General features: G+C 41.2%; 12 protein-coding genes. 11 read left to right on the forward strand and 1 reads right to left on the reverse strand.

Annotation, left to right across the window (positions count from 1 at the left end):
* The first annotated feature begins 41 nt into the window (after positions 1 to 41).
* The 9 genes from FTV41_RS03080 to purL all read left to right on the forward strand — a co-directional run bounded on the left by FTV41_RS03080 (position 42) and on the right by purL (position 15,095).
* Positions 42 to 545, forward strand: coding sequence for a type VI secretion system tube protein Hcp (locus tag FTV41_RS03080; protein ID WP_004972712.1), 504 nt, complete (start codon positions 42 to 44; stop codon positions 543 to 545).
* A gap of 81 nt (positions 546 to 626) precedes the next feature.
* Positions 627 to 1,103: a type VI secretion system baseplate subunit TssE gene (tssE, locus tag FTV41_RS03085; RefSeq protein ID WP_004972715.1), complete on the forward strand. Its 477-nt coding sequence runs from the start codon at positions 627 to 629 to the stop codon at positions 1,101 to 1,103.
* Between the two features lie 12 nt (positions 1,104 to 1,115).
* Positions 1,116 to 2,924 (forward strand): type VI secretion system baseplate subunit TssF, encoded by a 1,809-nt coding sequence (gene tssF, locus FTV41_RS03090; RefSeq protein ID WP_179996082.1) that lies wholly within the window; start codon positions 1,116 to 1,118, stop codon positions 2,922 to 2,924.
* Positions 2,888 to 3,889, forward strand: a complete 1,002-nt coding sequence (tssG, locus tag FTV41_RS03095; RefSeq protein WP_004972723.1) for a type VI secretion system baseplate subunit TssG — start codon at positions 2,888 to 2,890, stop codon at positions 3,887 to 3,889. The genes tssF and tssG overlap by 37 nt, the downstream gene beginning before the upstream one ends.
* Entirely contained in the window at positions 3,883 to 5,310 is a 1,428-nt protein-coding gene (locus tag FTV41_RS03100; protein ID WP_136144007.1) for a hypothetical protein, read from the forward strand. The genes tssG and FTV41_RS03100 overlap by 7 nt, the downstream gene beginning before the upstream one ends.
* A gap of 25 nt (positions 5,311 to 5,335) precedes the next feature.
* Complete coding sequence (gene tssM, locus FTV41_RS03105) at positions 5,336 to 9,160, forward strand: type VI secretion system membrane subunit TssM (protein ID WP_179996083.1); 3,825 nt, start codon at positions 5,336 to 5,338, stop codon at positions 9,158 to 9,160.
* Positions 9,161 to 9,197: 37 nt separating this feature from the next.
* Positions 9,198 to 10,157, forward strand: coding sequence for a type VI secretion system-associated protein TagF (tagF, locus tag FTV41_RS03110; protein WP_179991276.1), 960 nt, complete (start codon positions 9,198 to 9,200; stop codon positions 10,155 to 10,157).
* 2 nt (positions 10,158 to 10,159) lie between these two features.
* Positions 10,160 to 10,927, forward strand: coding sequence for an OmpA family protein (locus tag FTV41_RS03115; protein WP_179996084.1), 768 nt, complete (start codon positions 10,160 to 10,162; stop codon positions 10,925 to 10,927).
* A 331-nt stretch (positions 10,928 to 11,258) separates the two neighbouring features.
* Positions 11,259 to 15,095 carry a phosphoribosylformylglycinamidine synthase gene (purL, locus tag FTV41_RS03120; RefSeq protein ID WP_179996085.1) on the forward strand — a complete coding sequence of 1,279 codons (3,837 nt, stop codon included), beginning with the start codon at positions 11,259 to 11,261 and terminating at the stop codon, positions 15,093 to 15,095.
* 26 nt (positions 15,096 to 15,121) lie between these two features.
* Here the strand turns inward: purL and FTV41_RS15180 are convergent, their stop codons facing one another.
* The gene (locus tag FTV41_RS15180; RefSeq protein WP_256732322.1) at positions 15,122 to 15,253 is read right to left on the reverse strand and encodes a hypothetical protein; all 132 of its coding nucleotides are present in this window, start codon (positions 15,251 to 15,253) and stop codon (positions 15,122 to 15,124) included.
* A gap of 51 nt (positions 15,254 to 15,304) precedes the next feature.
* Between FTV41_RS15180 and FTV41_RS03125 the strand changes: the two genes are divergently transcribed.
* The gene (locus FTV41_RS03125) at positions 15,305 to 16,372 is read left to right on the forward strand and encodes a 4-phosphoerythronate dehydrogenase (RefSeq protein WP_004972744.1); all 1,068 of its coding nucleotides are present in this window, start codon (positions 15,305 to 15,307) and stop codon (positions 16,370 to 16,372) included.
* On the forward strand, positions 16,369 to 17,349 hold the full coding sequence (gene epmA / locus FTV41_RS03130; RefSeq protein WP_179996086.1) for an EF-P lysine aminoacylase EpmA: 981 nt from the start codon (positions 16,369 to 16,371) through the stop codon (positions 17,347 to 17,349). The genes FTV41_RS03125 and epmA overlap by 4 nt, the downstream gene beginning before the upstream one ends.
* Positions 17,350 to 17,400 lie beyond the last annotated feature (51 nt).

Consider the following 17,400-nt stretch of genomic DNA (forward strand, 5'->3'; position numbering starts at 1 on the left):
CTAATCATAACTTTAAATATAAAAATAGAGGTCAATTATAAATGAAAGATATATATGTTGAGTTTCGCGGCAAGTACAAAGTCGATGGAGAATCACGAGATGCTGAACACAAAGGTTGGCTTGAAGTGAACTCTTGGTCACATCACATTCGTCAACCTAAATCTGCGACCTCAAGTAGCGTTGGTGGTCATACCGCTGAACGAGTTGAACATTCAGATATGATTTTTGTGAAAGACTTAGATGCAACCAGTCCTAAATTATGGGAAGCGTGTTCTGCGGGTTATACCTTCGATGAAGTGCAAATTGATTATTATCGTGCCAATGGCGATAAGCGAATCAAGTACTTACAAATCAAATTGAAGCATGTTTTGGTTTCAAGTGTGACGCCTACTGTAAATGAAGAGGGCGTTCCGGCTGAAACATTTGGTTTGAAATATGCAGCAGTTGAGTGGACGTATAACCAACAAGACATTAATGGCACTGCAAAAGGTGCAGTGACGAAAAAGTGGTCGTTGTCCAATAACACAGCTTCATACGCTGCTTAATCAAGCATGGGGTGATTAGACTGAGGTCATAGCACCTCAGCTCTAATTTCTCAAAATCTCTCAAAGATTATCGTGATCATCATGAATTTAGATCATTTATATCCTTATGGTTTTAGATCAACTTTATTTGATCGTTTGTTCGCTGAACAAGAAAACGGATTAAGCGGGATGTCGATTCAGCAATTGCGCGAGTCAGTTGCACGTGATTTAGAAGATTTGCTGAATAGTCGAATTGCAAAGTTTGATCGAAATATGGATGAGTTCCCACTCGTTAAAAAATCGATTTTGCAGTTTGGCATTATTGACTTTATTGGATTGTCGACAGCGAACCCTTTAGATCGCGATAAAATTTGTCAATCGATTGAGCAGTCCATTACAGCGCACGAACCAAGATTGAAGCAGATTAAAGTTGACATGCTATTTGATGGACACAACATGGGCGCGCTTTGTTTAAGTATTCAAGCTTATTTAAATATTCACCCATTGTATGAGCCTGTTTTTTTTGATGCCTTACTCAAACCCACAACACAACAATATGTTATTTCTGCCCGAGCTTAGTGGGAGTCCACTGTGATAGAGCAACTTTTACCGTATTATGAAAAACAATTACAAGAATTCGGTCAACAATCTAGAGCATTTGCAGAGAAATATCCGAAGATTGCACAGCGACTCGCGTTAAATCAAGAGCAAATTGATGATCCGCATATCGAGCGTCTCATTCAGGCATTTTCCTTTATTGCTGCACGTATTGATAAAAAATTAGCAGACAGTTATGAGGTTTTTACTTATTCTTTGTTTGAGGTGATGTTTCCGCAGTATCTACGTCATTTTCCCGCGTGTACGGTGGTGAGTTTTGATGAGCGCGATAAATTGAAACAATTGACTGCAGCACAGTTAATTCCAGCAAAAACTACATTAAAGTCACGTAGTTTTAAAGGCGTACAATGTGAATTTAACACCAGTCAAGATGTGCGTTTATTGCCGATTGCAATAACGGATTTGGCATTTCAGACCTCACCAAGTGTACATCTGAATTTGAATCAGAATGCAACTTTAAGTCTGAAATTTGAAATTTTTAATGATGCACACAGCTGGATTTTAGATGAAAAACTACCGATCTATTTGGATGCTCTTTCTAATTTTCCCCTACAAGTTTTAGATGGTATTTTTCGTCAGGAAACAGCTTTTTCCCTTCGTGTTGGACAAAGCGTAACTGATATTCGCAACCCATTTACCGTGATGGGATTTAGCGAACAAGAGAGATTATTGCCGATTGATCAACACACGCATCATGCTTATCGTTTATTGATGGAGTATTTTTGTTTTCCTGAAAAGTTTCATTATTTAAACTTTGATTTGAGTGTTTTAAATGAACACTTGCAGCAGCAAAATAGTTTTGAAATATTGATTCATCTCAAACTGAATTTGAATAATCAGGCACTTCTACGCAATTATTCCGCATTGAATGTCGCAAATTTTAAATTGTTTAGTACACCTGCAATTAACCTGTTTGAAAAGCAGGCAGAACCGCAAAAGATTTTACATACACAATTACACTATCCCTTGATTACAGATGCGCATCACCCTGAGTTATATCAAGTTTATGCAGTGATCGAAATGAATATGCTGCGCGAAAAGACTCGGCAGGCTGCAACTCATTTGCCTGTTTTGCCATTTTTTGCCATGAGTCATTATCATCCAGATCAAACTCAATTTTTTTATACGCTGCATTATCAGCCTGTGCAAAATAAAATGATGCCAATCAGCTATTCGATTATTTCCAAACAGTTGCAGCCAGATGAAGTTAAATCGGATTTTATCAGTACACGTTTGCTGTGTTCCAACGGTGATTTGGCGCATGAAGCGCTAAGTCAGAGCAATCATGTTCTACATTTAAATGACAGTCGTCTGGCAAGGCGTGCCAATATTCTAAAACGACCTACCTTGGCGGTTTCATTTGATCAAAATAGTCAGCAACAATGGCGCATTATTTCGCATCTTTCACTCAATACTTTGGCTTTAATGAAAGGTGATGCTTTGAGTCACGTGAAAGAGCTTTTAACTTTATACAATTTGCCGCAGTCGAAAGACAATATTGTATTGATTGATGCAATCAAACAACTCAGTTTTTCCACAACACATAAGTTAGTGAATACACAGCCATTTCCTATGTTTTTTCGGGGTGTGAAAGCTGAGCTTTGTATAGATCCACGTGTTTTTCATGGACACAGTCTTTATATTTTTAGCCAATTATTAAGTCATCTTTTTAATCTGAAAGTTCAAATCAATAGTTTTGTGGATGTCGTCATTAAAGACAGTCTGAATCAACAGGAGATCTACCCATGCGTGCAGAACGTTGGTGGCAAGACACTTCTATAATTGATCAAGTCTTTAAACAGCCAGGCACATTTGAATTTGTTCAATCGACGCGCTTATTACGTCATTCGACTGTAGTGCAAGGTCAATACCATTGGTCAGCAGCGTTTTATTTTGAACCTTCATTTCGCTTGAGTTTTCCATTAGCGGAAATTGAATCGTTGCATTATCAGGATCAACGTATTCATCTAAGCAATTTAGTGATCGGACTGACTGGTATACAAGGGGCTTTGCCTTATAGTTATACGCATCAGTTAAAACAGCATTTGCGTCAACAGCGTTTGGAAGCGCAAGCATTTTTAGGCTTATTTAATCATCAACTGACCGCAAAATATGTCGATGCGACTTTGGCATATCACTTGCCCATCCGCTATGAGATAGAACACAAAAATGATTATCTCGATATTTTGCATGCGTTAAGTGGTTATTCGAGAACTCATCATGAACAGCCTGATTTAGATGAATATTTTGCCGAGTTTTCTGGATTCATGCAGGGGCAGAATAACACTGCACATGCCTTAAAAACGGTCTTGTCCTGCATTTTTGCGCAGCAAATACATATTCGGGAATTTGTAAAAGAAAAGTTTCAGTTACAGGATGAACAAAAATCCTGCTTAGGTGGCAAGAATCCAAGTTTGCTCGGGCTGAATACGTTTTGTGGAAGTACTATGCAGCAAATGGATGGCAAAATTGAGATTCAAATTGGGCCTTTATGCCGAGCGCAATATCTCGCTTTTTTGCCAGATCAACCTTTAAGCCACAAATTAAAACGTCTGATTGAAACATGGTGTGATCCAAGTTTGCATATTGATTTGCGTTTGATTTTAGGTCGAACAGAAATTCAGCCGATGTGTTTAGATTCAAAACATGAGATGGGGTTGGGGCAAGGTGCATTTTTAATGCCTACTAAGACATTAGACCATCATGCTGAAACTTGCTATGCCTTAATAGGACGTGCGCCATGTTGAAGAAGTTTTTAGCAACATGGATTGCCTGTTTTATTTTGTTTGGATGGGGCGCGATTGATTATTGGCGTGATATTCAATATCAACCTGAATTGACAGATTTGATTGCATATTTTTTGGTTGTACCGATGCTGATCAGTGCAGCTTTGTTTGCACCTTGGTTTATTTATCAGGTTTATCAGCACTACAAAATGCAGCGGCAACAAGCTTCACAGACTGAATTTGATTCAGCGCAGTTTTTCACAACAGCCATGCCTCATGTTGACCCTCAATATTTGAAATTGCATGTGTATGCAGCAGCTGCATATAGTGCTTTAGGTGAAAATGAGGCAATTCTGGAAGGTATTCAGCATTTTACCAGTCCAAAGTTAGATCGAAATTTACTGAATTTACATGGGCTGCCGATGCTTTCGTATCGCATTGAAGATTTAGATCAACAGCACGGTGATGGAAGTGCGCATGAGCAAGATGAATCATGCTTGTCACTTCGACAGCAGCGCATCATGGCATTAATTCAACAGCAAATTGAACAGCACATTACGCTTTTGAGTCTGATCTCAGCGCAGCTAAAATGCTCAAGTTTATTTTATGAAAGCCAGCATTTACATGAATATCGTATGCATCCTGCATGGACAGATTTAAGTTTGGCAGATACTGAACAGGGTGAGCTTGCTCAGCTTGAACAGGTCTATCGTTTAGATCGTCTGAATCTACATATTTTATTGTCTGCAGAGCTTGTGGATGTTTGGGATGATTCACACAGTAATACGGCTATTCAGCGTATTTTAGATGAAATGGGCATCATTTTAGAAAAAATTCACCTTGAATATCATTATCTAAGCGCATTATCTGCCGAACAGGAACTACAGGAATTATTTGAGCGTATTCAGCATCAAGCACATGAAATTGCTTTGATCATTGTGGTGGATTCTGAAATTGATCAAGTATTGATTGATGAAAAATGTTGGATTAATAGCAGCTATCTCCCTGCCGAATTTATTAGTAGTTGGTGTGTTGCAAATACTGCTGTGCAACTAGAACAGCAACGACCTATCAAGGCTTTTAATCTATTTGCCGATCAAGCTCATGTGCAACAAATATTTGAAATATTAAAACTGCGTGAGTTGGCACTAGACCAAGCCGAAGCGCCTTTTGTATTCATGCTTGAAGATGCTACGGATCGTAAAGCAATGAAAAAATGTGAACAGTTTTTCGCAGAAAGTCCTGTCGAGCCGTATCACTATTTATATTGTAAACCCGCTGTCGGAAATACCCTGAACTTAGCCAAACCATTTGGGTTGATGTTGGGAGCATTGCTCCCAAGTCATCAAGCCGCTTTGGTTTATACACAAAATTTACAGGCATGCATCCAAACTTTTTCTGAGATTCCCGCAGAGCGAGCATGTGCAGCATTTGCTGATTAATGAACAACAATAATAAGAGAATTCCATGCATATTATTTTAGCTTATTTGTGGCAGTACATGAGTAATCCTAAAGCGATGATTGCTTTATCTTTATTCATTGCCTTGCTATCTACATATTCAGTGCTACCCCGCAAAATATTTTGGATATTGGTAGTCAGTTATGCGCTGAGTGTCATTGCCTATGTTATTTATTGGCTCATCCAGCGCAAACAGCACGCGGAACAAGGTGAAAAACTTGCCCATGCTATTGAACAAAGCCATCAGGCTGTTTCTACCCAATATAAAGACAAGGCAGAATTACAATCAATTCAACAACAAGTGAAAGAATCAATCCAGTTGATTCGTAAATCTAAACTTGGCGATAAAAAGGGCAATGCTGCCTTATATGAATTGCCCTGGTATATGGTGATTGGTAATCCTGCTGCAGGTAAAAGTTCTGCAATTTATAACTCAGGCTTGAAGTTTCCATTTGAAGAAACTCATCAAAAAATGGTGTCAGCTGGTTTAAGCGGCACCCGAAGTTGTGACTGGTTTTTTTCTACCCAAGGCGTTTTGCTAGATACAGCAGGACGTTATTCGGTGTATGCAGAAGATCATGCGGAATGGCTTGGCTTCTTAAATATTCTTAAAAAAAGCCGAGCCAAAGCCCCTGTAAATGGCTTGATTGTGATCGTGAGTATTGCTGAATTAATCAGTCAAAGCCCCGAACATTCGTTGAAACTTGCTAAAAATTTACGTGCCCGAATTCAGGATTTAACCGAAAGACTGGAAGTTGTGGTTCCTGTGTATTTGGTATTTTCCAAAATGGATTTAATTGCAGGGTTTACCGAGTTTTTCAATTGTTATGCAGCGCAAGAATATAATCAGGCTTGGGGCGCGACTTTGCCTTATGAGCAAAACTCATCGCAGCATGCCGTGACATTGTTCGAGAAACATTACAACATTTTATATGATGGCTTAAAAAGCGTGAGCACCACACATTTAAGTCGCCGTCATGCTCAAAATATTTCGCCGAGTGTCATGACATTTCCATTGGAATTTAAAACTTTAAAGCCAGCATTAAAAAGTTTTACTGGGACTTTATTTGAAGATAATCCGTATCAATTCCAACCTGTTTTTCGAGGTTTTTACTTTACCAGTGCGTTACAGGAAGGCAGCATCGAAAGCCCGATGACAGAAAGTATCGCACAAGAATTTCAACTGCAGCAGATTGCAAGTCCTTTTCAGGACGAAGAAAAAAGTTCGATTGCCCCAAATCATGGCTATTTTTTACAAGGTCTGTTTTCCAATGTGATTTTGCGAGATCAGCATTTGGTGAAACAACATATTAATCCTGCGAAAAAACGTCAGCGTTATATGGCATTTACTGCTGCATTGCTTGGTGTTGGATTGTTGCTCAGTGTTTGGGTATGGTCATATCGCCATAATCAACAACTCATTGCCGATGTTCAGGCAGATTTAGATCAAGTTGTACGTTTGGAAAAAACTTCTGGGCAGGTTTTATCCACGCAATTGGAAAGCTTATTAATTTTACAAGCGCGACTGCAACAGTTGGATGGATTTTCCGAACAACGTCCACTTAAGTTCAGTTTTGGCTTATATCAGGGCAAGCAGTTACGCGAACAGCTCAAAGTTGAATATCTAAAAGGTGTTCAGCAGATTGTATTGTTGCCAACGCAGCAAAATATCGCGCAATATTTACAGCGTGTCCAACAAGATGCGGCAACACTCAAAGCGCATCATATACATGCAAAAACGCAGCAAGTTGCGAAAACTCAACCATATTTAGAGCCTTCCGTGCAAAATCCGCAAGATGCTTATAATGCGTTAAAGGCTTATTTAATGCTGACGAATCCTGAATATCGGGAGAGCAGTCATTTAAGTGATCAGATTTCACGTTTTTGGCGCACTTGGTTGGATGCCCATCGTGGGGAAATGCCACGTACTGACATGATTCTGCAGGCAGAAAAAATCCTGTCTTATGCCATGACACTCGCTCATCAGGACGATTTTCCTGTACTGGAAAGCGATGCACAAATGGTCGATCAAACTCGTCAAGTGCTGTTGTCGGTCATTCAGGGAATGCCTGCACGAGATCGGGTATATAACGAAATAAAAATGCGTGCAGCAGTACGTTTTCCTGCGCTAACAGTCAGTCAAATTGTGGGGGAGCAACACAGTCGCATTGTTTTAGGCAGTCATGCTTTGCCTGGCATTTTTACGCAGCAGGCGTGGAGTGAATATGTCGAACAAGCAATTGATCAGGCAGCCAATCAGCCAACGGACAGCAAAGATTGGGTACTCAATAGCCGTCAGTCAGATGATCTGACTTTTTCAGGAAGCCCTGAACAAATCCGTAAACAATTGCTGAGTTTGTATCAGCAAGAATATGTAAGTGAATGGAAGAAATTTCTAAATGGCATCCATTATGCAAAAACAGATCAGTTCAATCAGCAAGTGAAACAGCTTGATCTGTTGGGAGAGCCGCAAAACTCGCCAATTCGCAAGTTATTGCAACGTATTGCAGTGGAAACCAATTGGGATAATCCAATTGTGCAAGCTGAACTTGCTGTGCCTGAACAAGGATTTATGGCGTGGTTTAAAGACAAAGTGCTGCGTCAATCTAATGACAAAGCTGCAGCGCAGGCAGCTCTAAAAGCGCAAGGTGCGATTTCTCAAGAATACCAAATGTTTTATCAACTGCTGCGTAAACGTGACGATTTACAGGATCAATCTCTGTTTGATGTGTATATGAACAACCTTGCACAGGTACGCAGCAAGTTAAATGATCTCCAAACGGCAGGGGAAATTGGACCAAGTGCAATGGCATTGTTCAAACAAACCATCCATGATCAAAACTCGGTCTTTAATACAACGCAAAAATATGTCGATGAAAAAATGATGGTGGGTTTAAAAGAGGCTGACCAACAATTATTACAAAAACTGTTGATGACACCGCTAACTCAATCTTTTGCAAGTTTAATTGTACCGACACAAGATGAAATTAATAAATTATGGCGTATTCAAGCCTATCAACCGTTTGCAACACATTTAGGTCAGAAATATCCATTTCATTCAGGGGGGACTTTACAGGCAACCAGTCAGGAAATGGGACAAATTTTTGGTGAAACAGGAAGTATTGCTGGCTTTGTCAAAGACACTTTAGATCCGTTGTTGATTCGTCGAGGTTATGTCTTAACTTCAAAAACATGGAAAGATTTAGGCTTAAATTTAAATCCTCAGTTTGTGATGGCATTTCCGCAATATGTTGCGCCAATTCATGGTATGGCAACAGGACGTTTAGATCAGCCTGCAACATCTGCTGTTTCAAATCAATCCAATTTCCAATTTTATCCATTACAGCACCCACAATTTTTATCGTATAGCATCGATATTGATGGTCAGCGAATGCAGTTTGAAAATGGAATTCAACAATGGGTCAACTTTGTGTGGCCCAATCCAGGCGCAATTCCCGGCGTGCGTATTAGTGCACTCGATTTAAAAGGTCAGTCGCATACTATTTTTGAAGCACCGGGCGAATATGGCATTAACCGTTTAATTGATGCTGCACAGCGCAAAGAGCAAAACGGTCACTTTGAAATGACTTGGGTCAGTAAAACGGAACCATCTTTATCTTTAAAAGTGAATTTCCGACTCATTAGCGGACATAGCTCGGGCAATATTGGTTCAAGTCGTGGTTATGTGGGGTTGCAGTTGGTCGATCAAGTCACCACGACCAAAGCACTTCTTGTGGTTGCTGCACAAACGACAGCAATGAGTCCCGCACAAACAGCGGCTACGCAGTCTAAAACTACAATGTCTGCACAAGTGGGAGGCGTTCCGCAATGATCAAGAGAAATAACACTTGGCAAAAGGCGTGGTGGGTATGCAAGCAGTAAAAACCGTACCTTTATATTATGGAAAAATACCTGCCCGTGGTGATTTTATAAAGTCTAAAGGGCAATCGGAACTCATTCAGCAGCTCGATCAGTGGATTAGTAATGCACTGGAACATGCCATGCAGAGCGCAGATTTTAAACAGCGTTATGCAACTTTGCCTGCTTTAGATTTTTTGATTGCCCATCCAGCAGAACCAATGTTTTTAGCTGTTAATTTAAAGGCGAGCCAAGATAGCTCGGGGCGGGCATTTCCAATGCTACTGGGGCAGTTGTTTGAGGTCGAACAGCCGAGTCAAAAGTTATTATTTGTGCCGTTTTTTTACAAAGCTATTTGGACTGATTTATTGCAACGCAATCAGGTCTTAAGCAATATCCGTGATCCCAATATGTCATTTGAACTGTTGAATCAATTGCCGAATAGGGTTCAACTTTTGAGTGCAGAAGAATACCAAGACTTTTATGAAAAACACAGCACGCATTCATTGGCACAATTAATGAAAATCAGTGTCAATGACTTGGCTCAGAGTGTGATTGGGTTGGGACTTTTACTGCAACCCGTCCTCAAAAATGGCACTCGTCGTTTAAACAAAGTGATGATTTTACCGCTGAATCATCCGCGATATTGCTTTGAAATCGCAGCATTTTGGATGGGCATGATCGGGCGGTTTTTAGGCGCGCATCATACTGAAATTTTGCTGGGGATACTACATTTTGAGGCACCCATTTTGATCATTGATTTTCAGGGGGCTGATGTCATGACGCTGCGCGATCTATTTATTCAAAATATGCAGGGTGAACATTGGGTTTCTTTAATTCAAGCCACTTGGATTGATGCTTATTTAGAACAAAATGCAGGTCTTGCAACATTGGAACAATTACTTTGTCAGCGGCAGTTAAATCTTAACCAAGCCTTGAAGCTGTTTAGGCAAACTTTTTTAGATAAATAAATATGAAAAATAATCAAAAACGTATTCGCGTAAGTCTACTTATTGGCTTGTGTTTTTTAGTCCAAAGTCATTTGATCTATGCAGCGCCCATTGTTATAGAAGGTGTGGTGCCAAACGAAGCAAGTAAACAAGCCATTTTGGCGAAAATGCAAGCTGTGTATGGTGAATCGCAGGTGTTAGATAAAATTCAAGTCCGTGCAGTTGCTGCACCGAATGGTTGGGATGATTCAGTCACTCGTATGATTACAGCAGAGTTAAAAAAGATTTCTCAAGGGCAGTTACGTGTGAAAGGGACTCAAGTTGATTTGAAAGGAAAAGTGAATGCTGCTCATCAAATTCAAGCCACGACAGCAAATTTTCAGGCTTTGGTACAGCAGCCTTATCGTTTGAACACACAGCTTTCGGAGAGTCAGTATGAACAAAAAATGCTGGATACTGCGCTCAAAAACAGGATTGTTGAGTTTGAATCGGGCAGTGCAATTTTGACTGACGTAGGGCAAAAAATTCTGGATGAAATGGCTGTGGCATTGAAGCAAGTTGGCACCAAAAAAGTGAAAATTGTTGGACATACAGACAGTTCGGGCGATGCGCATAAAAATATAGTGTTAAGCCAATCACGTGCAGGCGCGGTAAAAAATTATTTGATCGATAAAGGTATTGCGATAACGCATTTAAGCACCGAAGGTCAAGGTTCTAATCAGCCTGTCGCAGACAATACAACGCCACAAGGACGTAAGAAAAATCGACGTATTGAATTTGAGGTGCTTTGATTAGTTGATATTGAGCAAGGCGGAAGTTGAGCGTCATGTCCTGATCTTTAGAGCATCTGTGTGTAAACAGATGGCATAGAAAATAAAAACAGCATCAATCATTCAGTAATTTCCACAGTGAGAGTGCTTTGTGCAATTTAAAGCACGAATCTTGAATACATTGATCTGAAATAGAGGCTTTAAATCAACATTCGGAAGTTTTACTGCCGAAACGCGCCAAGAAAACCATTTTCCATCTAGCTGATTATGGCATTTCACAGTAGAATATGCGCTCTCTTCAAGTCACATTGTGGCATGGTCCAAAAGATCAGCCCGTGGAGCCAAAATCAGCATGTTTATCGTTGCCGGTGCACCTGCACATTCATCTTTTAAGAAAACTCAACTCTTAAACCGTTTAGCGTCAATGAGTTCTGTTCAATCTTTCGATAGCCAATGGGTTTATTTATTTGACCAAGCGCTCGACGAGCAACAACAGCAATCTGCTTTACAGCTTTTAAACGATGGTGCATCTTTTGAATTACGCCAAGCTGCAAGTGATGAAGTTCAAATTTTAGTGACACCACGTGTGGGCACAATTTCTCCTTGGTCATCAAAAGCAACCGATATTTTTGCCAACTGTAATACGCCTGTACACCGCCTAGAACGCGGTGTTTTGTTTACCTTAAAAGGTATTACAGACGTTTCAAACGAAGTAAAACAAGTATTGCATGACCGCATGACCGAAAGTGTGTTTAACCACATTAACGATGCTGCAGCGTTATTTGTTGAAACTGAACCAAAACCTTTAAATAGCATTGATATTTTGGGTGAAGGCAAAGCGGCATTGGTAAAAGCCAACAGTGAGTTTGGTTTTGCCTTGTCTGATGAAGAAATTGATTATTTAACCGAAGCATTTATCAAGTTAGGCCGTAATCCGCATGACATTGAATTGATGATGTTTGCACAAGCCAACTCTGAGCACTGCCGTCACAAAATCTTTGGTTCTGAATGGACAATTGATGACGAAGTACAGCCATTGTCATTGTTCCAAATGATCAAAAATACTTATAAAGAATCACCAACAGATGTATTGTCGGCTTACAAAGACAACGCTTCGGTGATTGTTGGTTTTGATACGCAGCGTTTCTATCCGAAAAAAGATGCTGCAACAGGTCACTACGTTTATAAATATAAGAGCCAAGCTGCCCACATTCTTATGAAAGTGGAAACACACAACCACCCAACTGCAATTGCGCCATTTGCAGGTGCTGCGACAGGTTCGGGTGGTGAAATCCGTGATGAAGGCGCGACAGGTCGTGGTGGTAAACCAAAAGCAGGTTTAACAGGCTTTACAGTATCGAATTTAAATATTCCTGGTTTTGAACAGCCTTGGGAAGAAAACTATGGCAAGCCTTCACGTATGGCATCGCCATTACAAATTATGATTGAAGGCCCATTGGGCGGTGCAGCGTTTAACAACGAATTTGGTCGTCCTGCGTTAAATGGTTACTTCCGTACTTTCGAGCAAAACGTGAATGGTGAAGTAAAAGGCTTCCATAAACCAATCATGATTGCAGGTGGTTACGGCAACATTCGTCCAGACCATGTCGAAAAAGACCCAATTCAGCCAGGCGATTTATTAATCGTTTTAGGCGGCCCTGCGATGTTGATCGGTTTAGGCGGTGGCGCTGCATCTTCTGTAGATAGCGGAACCATGGGTGAAAACCTTGACTTTGCTTCAGTACAACGTGAAAACCCAGAAATGGAACGTCGTTGCCAAGAAGTAATTGATACGTGCTGGCGTTTGGAAGATGCTAACCCAATCGTATCAGTGCATGACGTGGGTGCAGGTGGTATTTCAAACGCAATGCCTGAGTTGGTGAATGATCACGAACTAGGTGCTGTACTTGATTTGCGTAAGATTCCATCTTTAGAACCAGGCATGTCACCAATGGAAATTTGGTCAAACGAAGCGCAAGAGCGTTATGTATTGGCCATCCGTCCAAGTTCTTTAGAATTATTTGAATCAATCTGTGCGCGTGAGCGTTGTCCGTTTGCAGTATTGGGTGAAGCGACAGAAGCGCGTCATTTAACGGTTGAAGATCCACTGTTCAATAACAAAGCTGTAGATATGCCAATGCAGGTCTTGTTAGGTGGTACGCCACGCATGAGCCGTTCTTATGAAAGCATTGAACGTCAAGGTGATGATTTTGATGTAGCTCAAGTTATTGATCTGAAAGATGCGATTTACCGTGTGATTAAGAATCCAACTGTTGCTTCTAAATCATTCCTAATCACGATTGGTGACCGTTCAATTACAGGTATGGTTGCACGTGATCAATTGGTTGGCCCATGGCAAGTGCCTGTTGCAGATGCGGCAGTAACCACTACCAGCTTGCAAGGCTTTACAGGCGAAGCAATGGCGATGGGTGAACGTCCACCTGTAGCTTTATTAAACCCTGCAGCATCTGCGCGTTTGGCAGTGGCAGAATCTATTTCCAATATCATGTCAGCCAAAATTGACCAGATTAGCGACATTAAATTGTCTGCAAACTGGATGGCAGCAGCAGGTCAAAAAGGCGAAGACCAAGCCTTGTTTGAAGGTGTAAAAGCCATTGGTATGGAAATGTGTCCTGCACTAGGAATTGCAATTCCAGTAGGGAAAGACTCATTGTCTATGCGTACCACCTGGAATGACGAAGGTGTTGATAAATCTGTAACTTCACCAATGTCAGGTGTAATTACCGCATTTGCACCAGTGACTGATGTACGCAAAACGCTAACCCCTGAATTAAAAAATACCGATTCAGTATTGGTGCGTATTGACTTGTCTAAAGGTCAGTTTCGTTTAGGCGGTTCAATTTTAGCGCAAGTGTATAAAGCCATTGGTTCAGTGACACCAGATGTCGATAACTTTGACGAATTCAAAGCATTCTTTGCTTTGGTGCAAGACTGGAATAACCGCGGCTTGATTCAAGCTTACCATGACATTGGTGATGGTGGTTTATTGGCAACTGTGACTGAAATGATGTTCGCTTCGCGTTTAGGCGTAGCGCTTGAAGATCAATCTGTTGCGGCATTGTTTGCTGAAGAAATTGGTGCAGTACTACAAATTTCTAAAGCAGATTGGGCTGACTTAGCTACTGAAGTTGCTGCATCTACTCTGAAAGATGCAATTTCGGTAGTCGGTACAGTCAATAACACAGATCAACTTGCTGTAAATGGCTTGGTGCTTGAACGTGCTGACTTGCAAACGGCTTGGAGTGAAGTATCTCACCAAATCCAGCGTTTACGTGACAACTCAGAAACTGCTGATCAAGAATTTGCCTTGATTACAGATAAGAACCACAAAGGTTTGATTGCTCAACCGACATTCGACTTAAATGAGCCAGTTGAAGCGCCGTACATCAATACACGTCGTCCTAATATGGTGATTTTACGTGAACAGGGTGTAAACGGTCATGTAGAAATGGCGGCAGCATTTGACAAAGTCGGCTTTAACACCGTTGACGTACACATGAGTGACTTGCTTGCAGGGCGTGTCGATTTAGACGACTTTGAAGGCTTAGTGGCGTGTGGTGGTTTCTCTTACGGTGACGTATTAGGTGCTGGCGGTGGCTGGGCGAAGTCAGTCTTGTTCAACCCGAAATTACGCGACCAGTTTGAGAAATTCTTTAACCGTCAAGAAACGTTCTCACTGGGTATCTGTAACGGTTGTCAAATGTTGTCACAATTGGCACCACTCATTCCAGGTGCAGAAGCGTGGCCACGTTTCCATCGCAATACTTCAGAAGTGTTTGAAGCGCGTAGCGTTAACGTCCGTGTGGAAAAATCAAACTCTGTATTATTGCAAGATATGGAAGGCTCGATTTTACCAATCGCAGTGGCACATGGTGAAGGTCGCGTCGTTGCACCAGAAGCTAATTTGGCAGCCTTGAACGCAGGTAACCAAGTGATTTTACGTTATGTCGATAGCCACGGAAATGCGACTCAACATTATCCAATGAACCCGAATGGTTCGCCAGAAGGTATTTCAGGCGTAACTTCAAAAGATGGTCGTGCAACAATTATGATGCCGCACCCTGAACGTAATTTCCGTGCGCTTCAACATTCTTGGAAACCTGAAGAATGGACTGAAGATGGTGCATGGTTACGTATGTTCCGCAATGCGCGTAAATTTATTGGTTAAGATTTAACTCGCTTAATCTATAGCAGTCAGCCACCTTCGGGTGGCTGATTTTTTTGCTGTGAATATGCAACTTTTATATAGACGTGCATGTTTCCACCTAAATGAATCGTCGGCTTGCTGTTCAACAATTCTGCATTAATCTCAACAATCATAGTCATCCTAGACAACTCAAGCTATCATAAACAAGCAAACACACATGGGATGGCGTTATGAAAATCATTGCAGATGAAAATCTGGCATATACCGATTATTTCTTTGCAGATTTGGCAGAAATAGAGCACAAGGCTGGACGCCGTCTAACGCATCAAGATGTGCAAGATGCTGATGCGCTGCTAGTTCGTTCCGTCACCCAAGTGAATGCAGCATTGATTCAACAGACCGCGCTTCAATTTATTGGCAGCGCGACCATTGGCACAGACCACCTTGATATCCCAGCCATCGAGCAGCAGGGCATTGCATGGTCAAATGCGGCAGGTTGTAATGCGCAGGCGGTGAGTGAGTATGTGATTACCGCATTGCTTCATCTCGAGCCTGAATTACTACATGCCAATCAAAACTTTAAACTTGGCATTATTGGACTGGGCAATGTCGGCTCGCGCTTGGTCAAAATGGCACAATTATTAGGTTGGGATGTCATCGCATACGATCCATTTGTGCAGTTGCCCAATGTGCAGCAATGTGACTTAGATGCACTATTACAACAGGCAGATGCAATTTCCATTCATGTGCCATTAACAGAAACTGGTGAACATCCTACTCATCATTTAATTAATGCAGCGCGTTTGGCATGTATGAAGCCTCAAGCCATTCTGATTAATTCAGCGCGTGGGCCAGTGGTAGAAGAAGCGGCTTTAATGCAGGATATTCAACATACTCAGCGTTTAGTGGTATTAGATGTTTTTGAATATGAACCTGAAATCTCTGCAGAATTATTAGATTTGCTTGCTTTGGCAACCCCGCATATTGCAGGGTATAGCCTAGAAGGCAAGGCACGCGGCACACAAATGATTTATCAGGCTTTTTGTGAAAATTTTGGTTTAGATGCCACAAAACAATTTGAAACTCAATTGCCAAGCTGCGCGCAATATTTCAAAACCCAAGATTTGAAAAATAGTCTGCATGCACATTTAAGTCAAATTTATGATATTGCACAGGATGATGCCAATTTACGTGCCTGTGTCAAAGCGGGCAAAGTTGAGCAGCAGGCTTTTGATCATTTAAGAAAAACTTATCCTCTGCGTCGTGAATGGGCAGCACACGGAGGCCCGCAAGCATGAGTTCAAATCTCCAATATCAACCAACTTGCGACTTAAACAGCATGCGCGCACGTGCACAATTGTATGCACAAATACGCCATTTTTTTGCGGAACGTGAAGTACTTGAAGTTGAAACGCCAATTTTGTCACAGGCAGGAGTGACAGATGTGCATTTGGCTTCAGTGCAAGCACAGCGCCATGTGCAGGGCAAATTGCATACGCACTATTTACAGACCTCACCTGAATTTGCCATGAAGCGTTTATTGGCCAGTGGTAGTGGTGCTATTTATCAAATTTGCAAAGTCTTTCGTGATGATGAGCATGGACGTAAACACAACAGCGAATTTACCATGTTGGAATGGTATCGTCCCGAATTTAGCCTGAAAGAGCTTATGTTTGAGGTGACAGATTTACTTAATCTGACGTTAAAACAACGCTTTGGCGAAGTACGTCCAACAGTGTTGAGTTATAAACACGCATTTATGGATCGTTTGGATTTAAATCCTTTACAGGCAAGTCTGCAACAATTGAAAGACTGCTGTCATCGTGTGGGTTTGCATCTGGATTTGGGTGATGACCGTCTAGGCTACATCGACCTATTGTTTTCACATTTTGTAGAACCAAGTTTGGGCTTTGATGCTCCTGTATTTTTAACCGATTTTCCACCTGAATTAGTATCTTTGGCTAAAACCAGAACAGATGATGATGGGGAATTGGTCGCAGCCCGTTTTGAGCTATATATCGAAGGTTTAGAGCTTGCCAATGCCTATGATGAATTGATTGATGCTACTGTGCTGCGTTCTCGTTTTGAAGCCGATAATGCAGAACGCGCACAACTTGGTTTACATGTGATGCCAATTGATGAATATTTATTGGCTGCGTTGCCGAACATGCCTGAATGTTCAGGTATCGCCTTGGGCATAGATCGCTTATTGATGATTGCAACTGAGCAGATGCGTTTAGAGCAAGTGATTAGCTTTCCTGCGCAGCTTGCCTAAAAGCAAAAGACAGTTTCTTATTTCAAGAAGGATTTATTTGAGCTAAAAAGC

The sequence above is a fragment of the Acinetobacter sp. YH16051 genome, from assembly GCF_013417135.1.
In the GTDB taxonomy this organism is placed as follows: Bacteria; Pseudomonadota; Gammaproteobacteria; order Pseudomonadales; family Moraxellaceae; genus Acinetobacter; species Acinetobacter towneri.

Excerpts from the sequence above, each read along its gene's own strand:
- FTV41_RS03080 (WP_004972712.1), top strand. The coding sequence starts at position 42 with ATGAAAGATATATATGTTGAGTTTCGCGGCAAGTACAAAGTCGATGGA.
- tssE (WP_004972715.1), top strand. The coding sequence starts at position 627 with ATGAATTTAGATCATTTATATCCTTATGGTTTTAGATCAACTTTATTT.
- tssG (WP_004972723.1), top strand. The coding sequence starts at position 2,888 with ATGCGTGCAGAACGTTGGTGGCAAGACACTTCTATAATTGATCAAGTC.
- FTV41_RS03100 (WP_136144007.1), top strand. The coding sequence starts at position 3,883 with ATGTTGAAGAAGTTTTTAGCAACATGGATTGCCTGTTTTATTTTGTTT.
- tssM (WP_179996083.1), top strand. The coding sequence starts at position 5,336 with ATGCATATTATTTTAGCTTATTTGTGGCAGTACATGAGTAATCCTAAA.
- tagF (WP_179991276.1), top strand. The coding sequence starts at position 9,198 with ATGCAAGCAGTAAAAACCGTACCTTTATATTATGGAAAAATACCTGCC.
- FTV41_RS03115 (WP_179996084.1), top strand. The coding sequence starts at position 10,160 with ATGAAAAATAATCAAAAACGTATTCGCGTAAGTCTACTTATTGGCTTG.
- purL (WP_179996085.1), top strand. The coding sequence starts at position 11,259 with ATGTTTATCGTTGCCGGTGCACCTGCACATTCATCTTTTAAGAAAACT.
- FTV41_RS15180 (WP_256732322.1), bottom strand. The coding sequence starts at position 15,253 with ATGACTATGATTGTTGAGATTAATGCAGAATTGTTGAACAGCAAGCCG.
- FTV41_RS03125 (WP_004972744.1), top strand. The coding sequence starts at position 15,305 with ATGAAAATCATTGCAGATGAAAATCTGGCATATACCGATTATTTCTTT.
- epmA (WP_179996086.1), top strand. The coding sequence starts at position 16,369 with ATGAGTTCAAATCTCCAATATCAACCAACTTGCGACTTAAACAGCATG.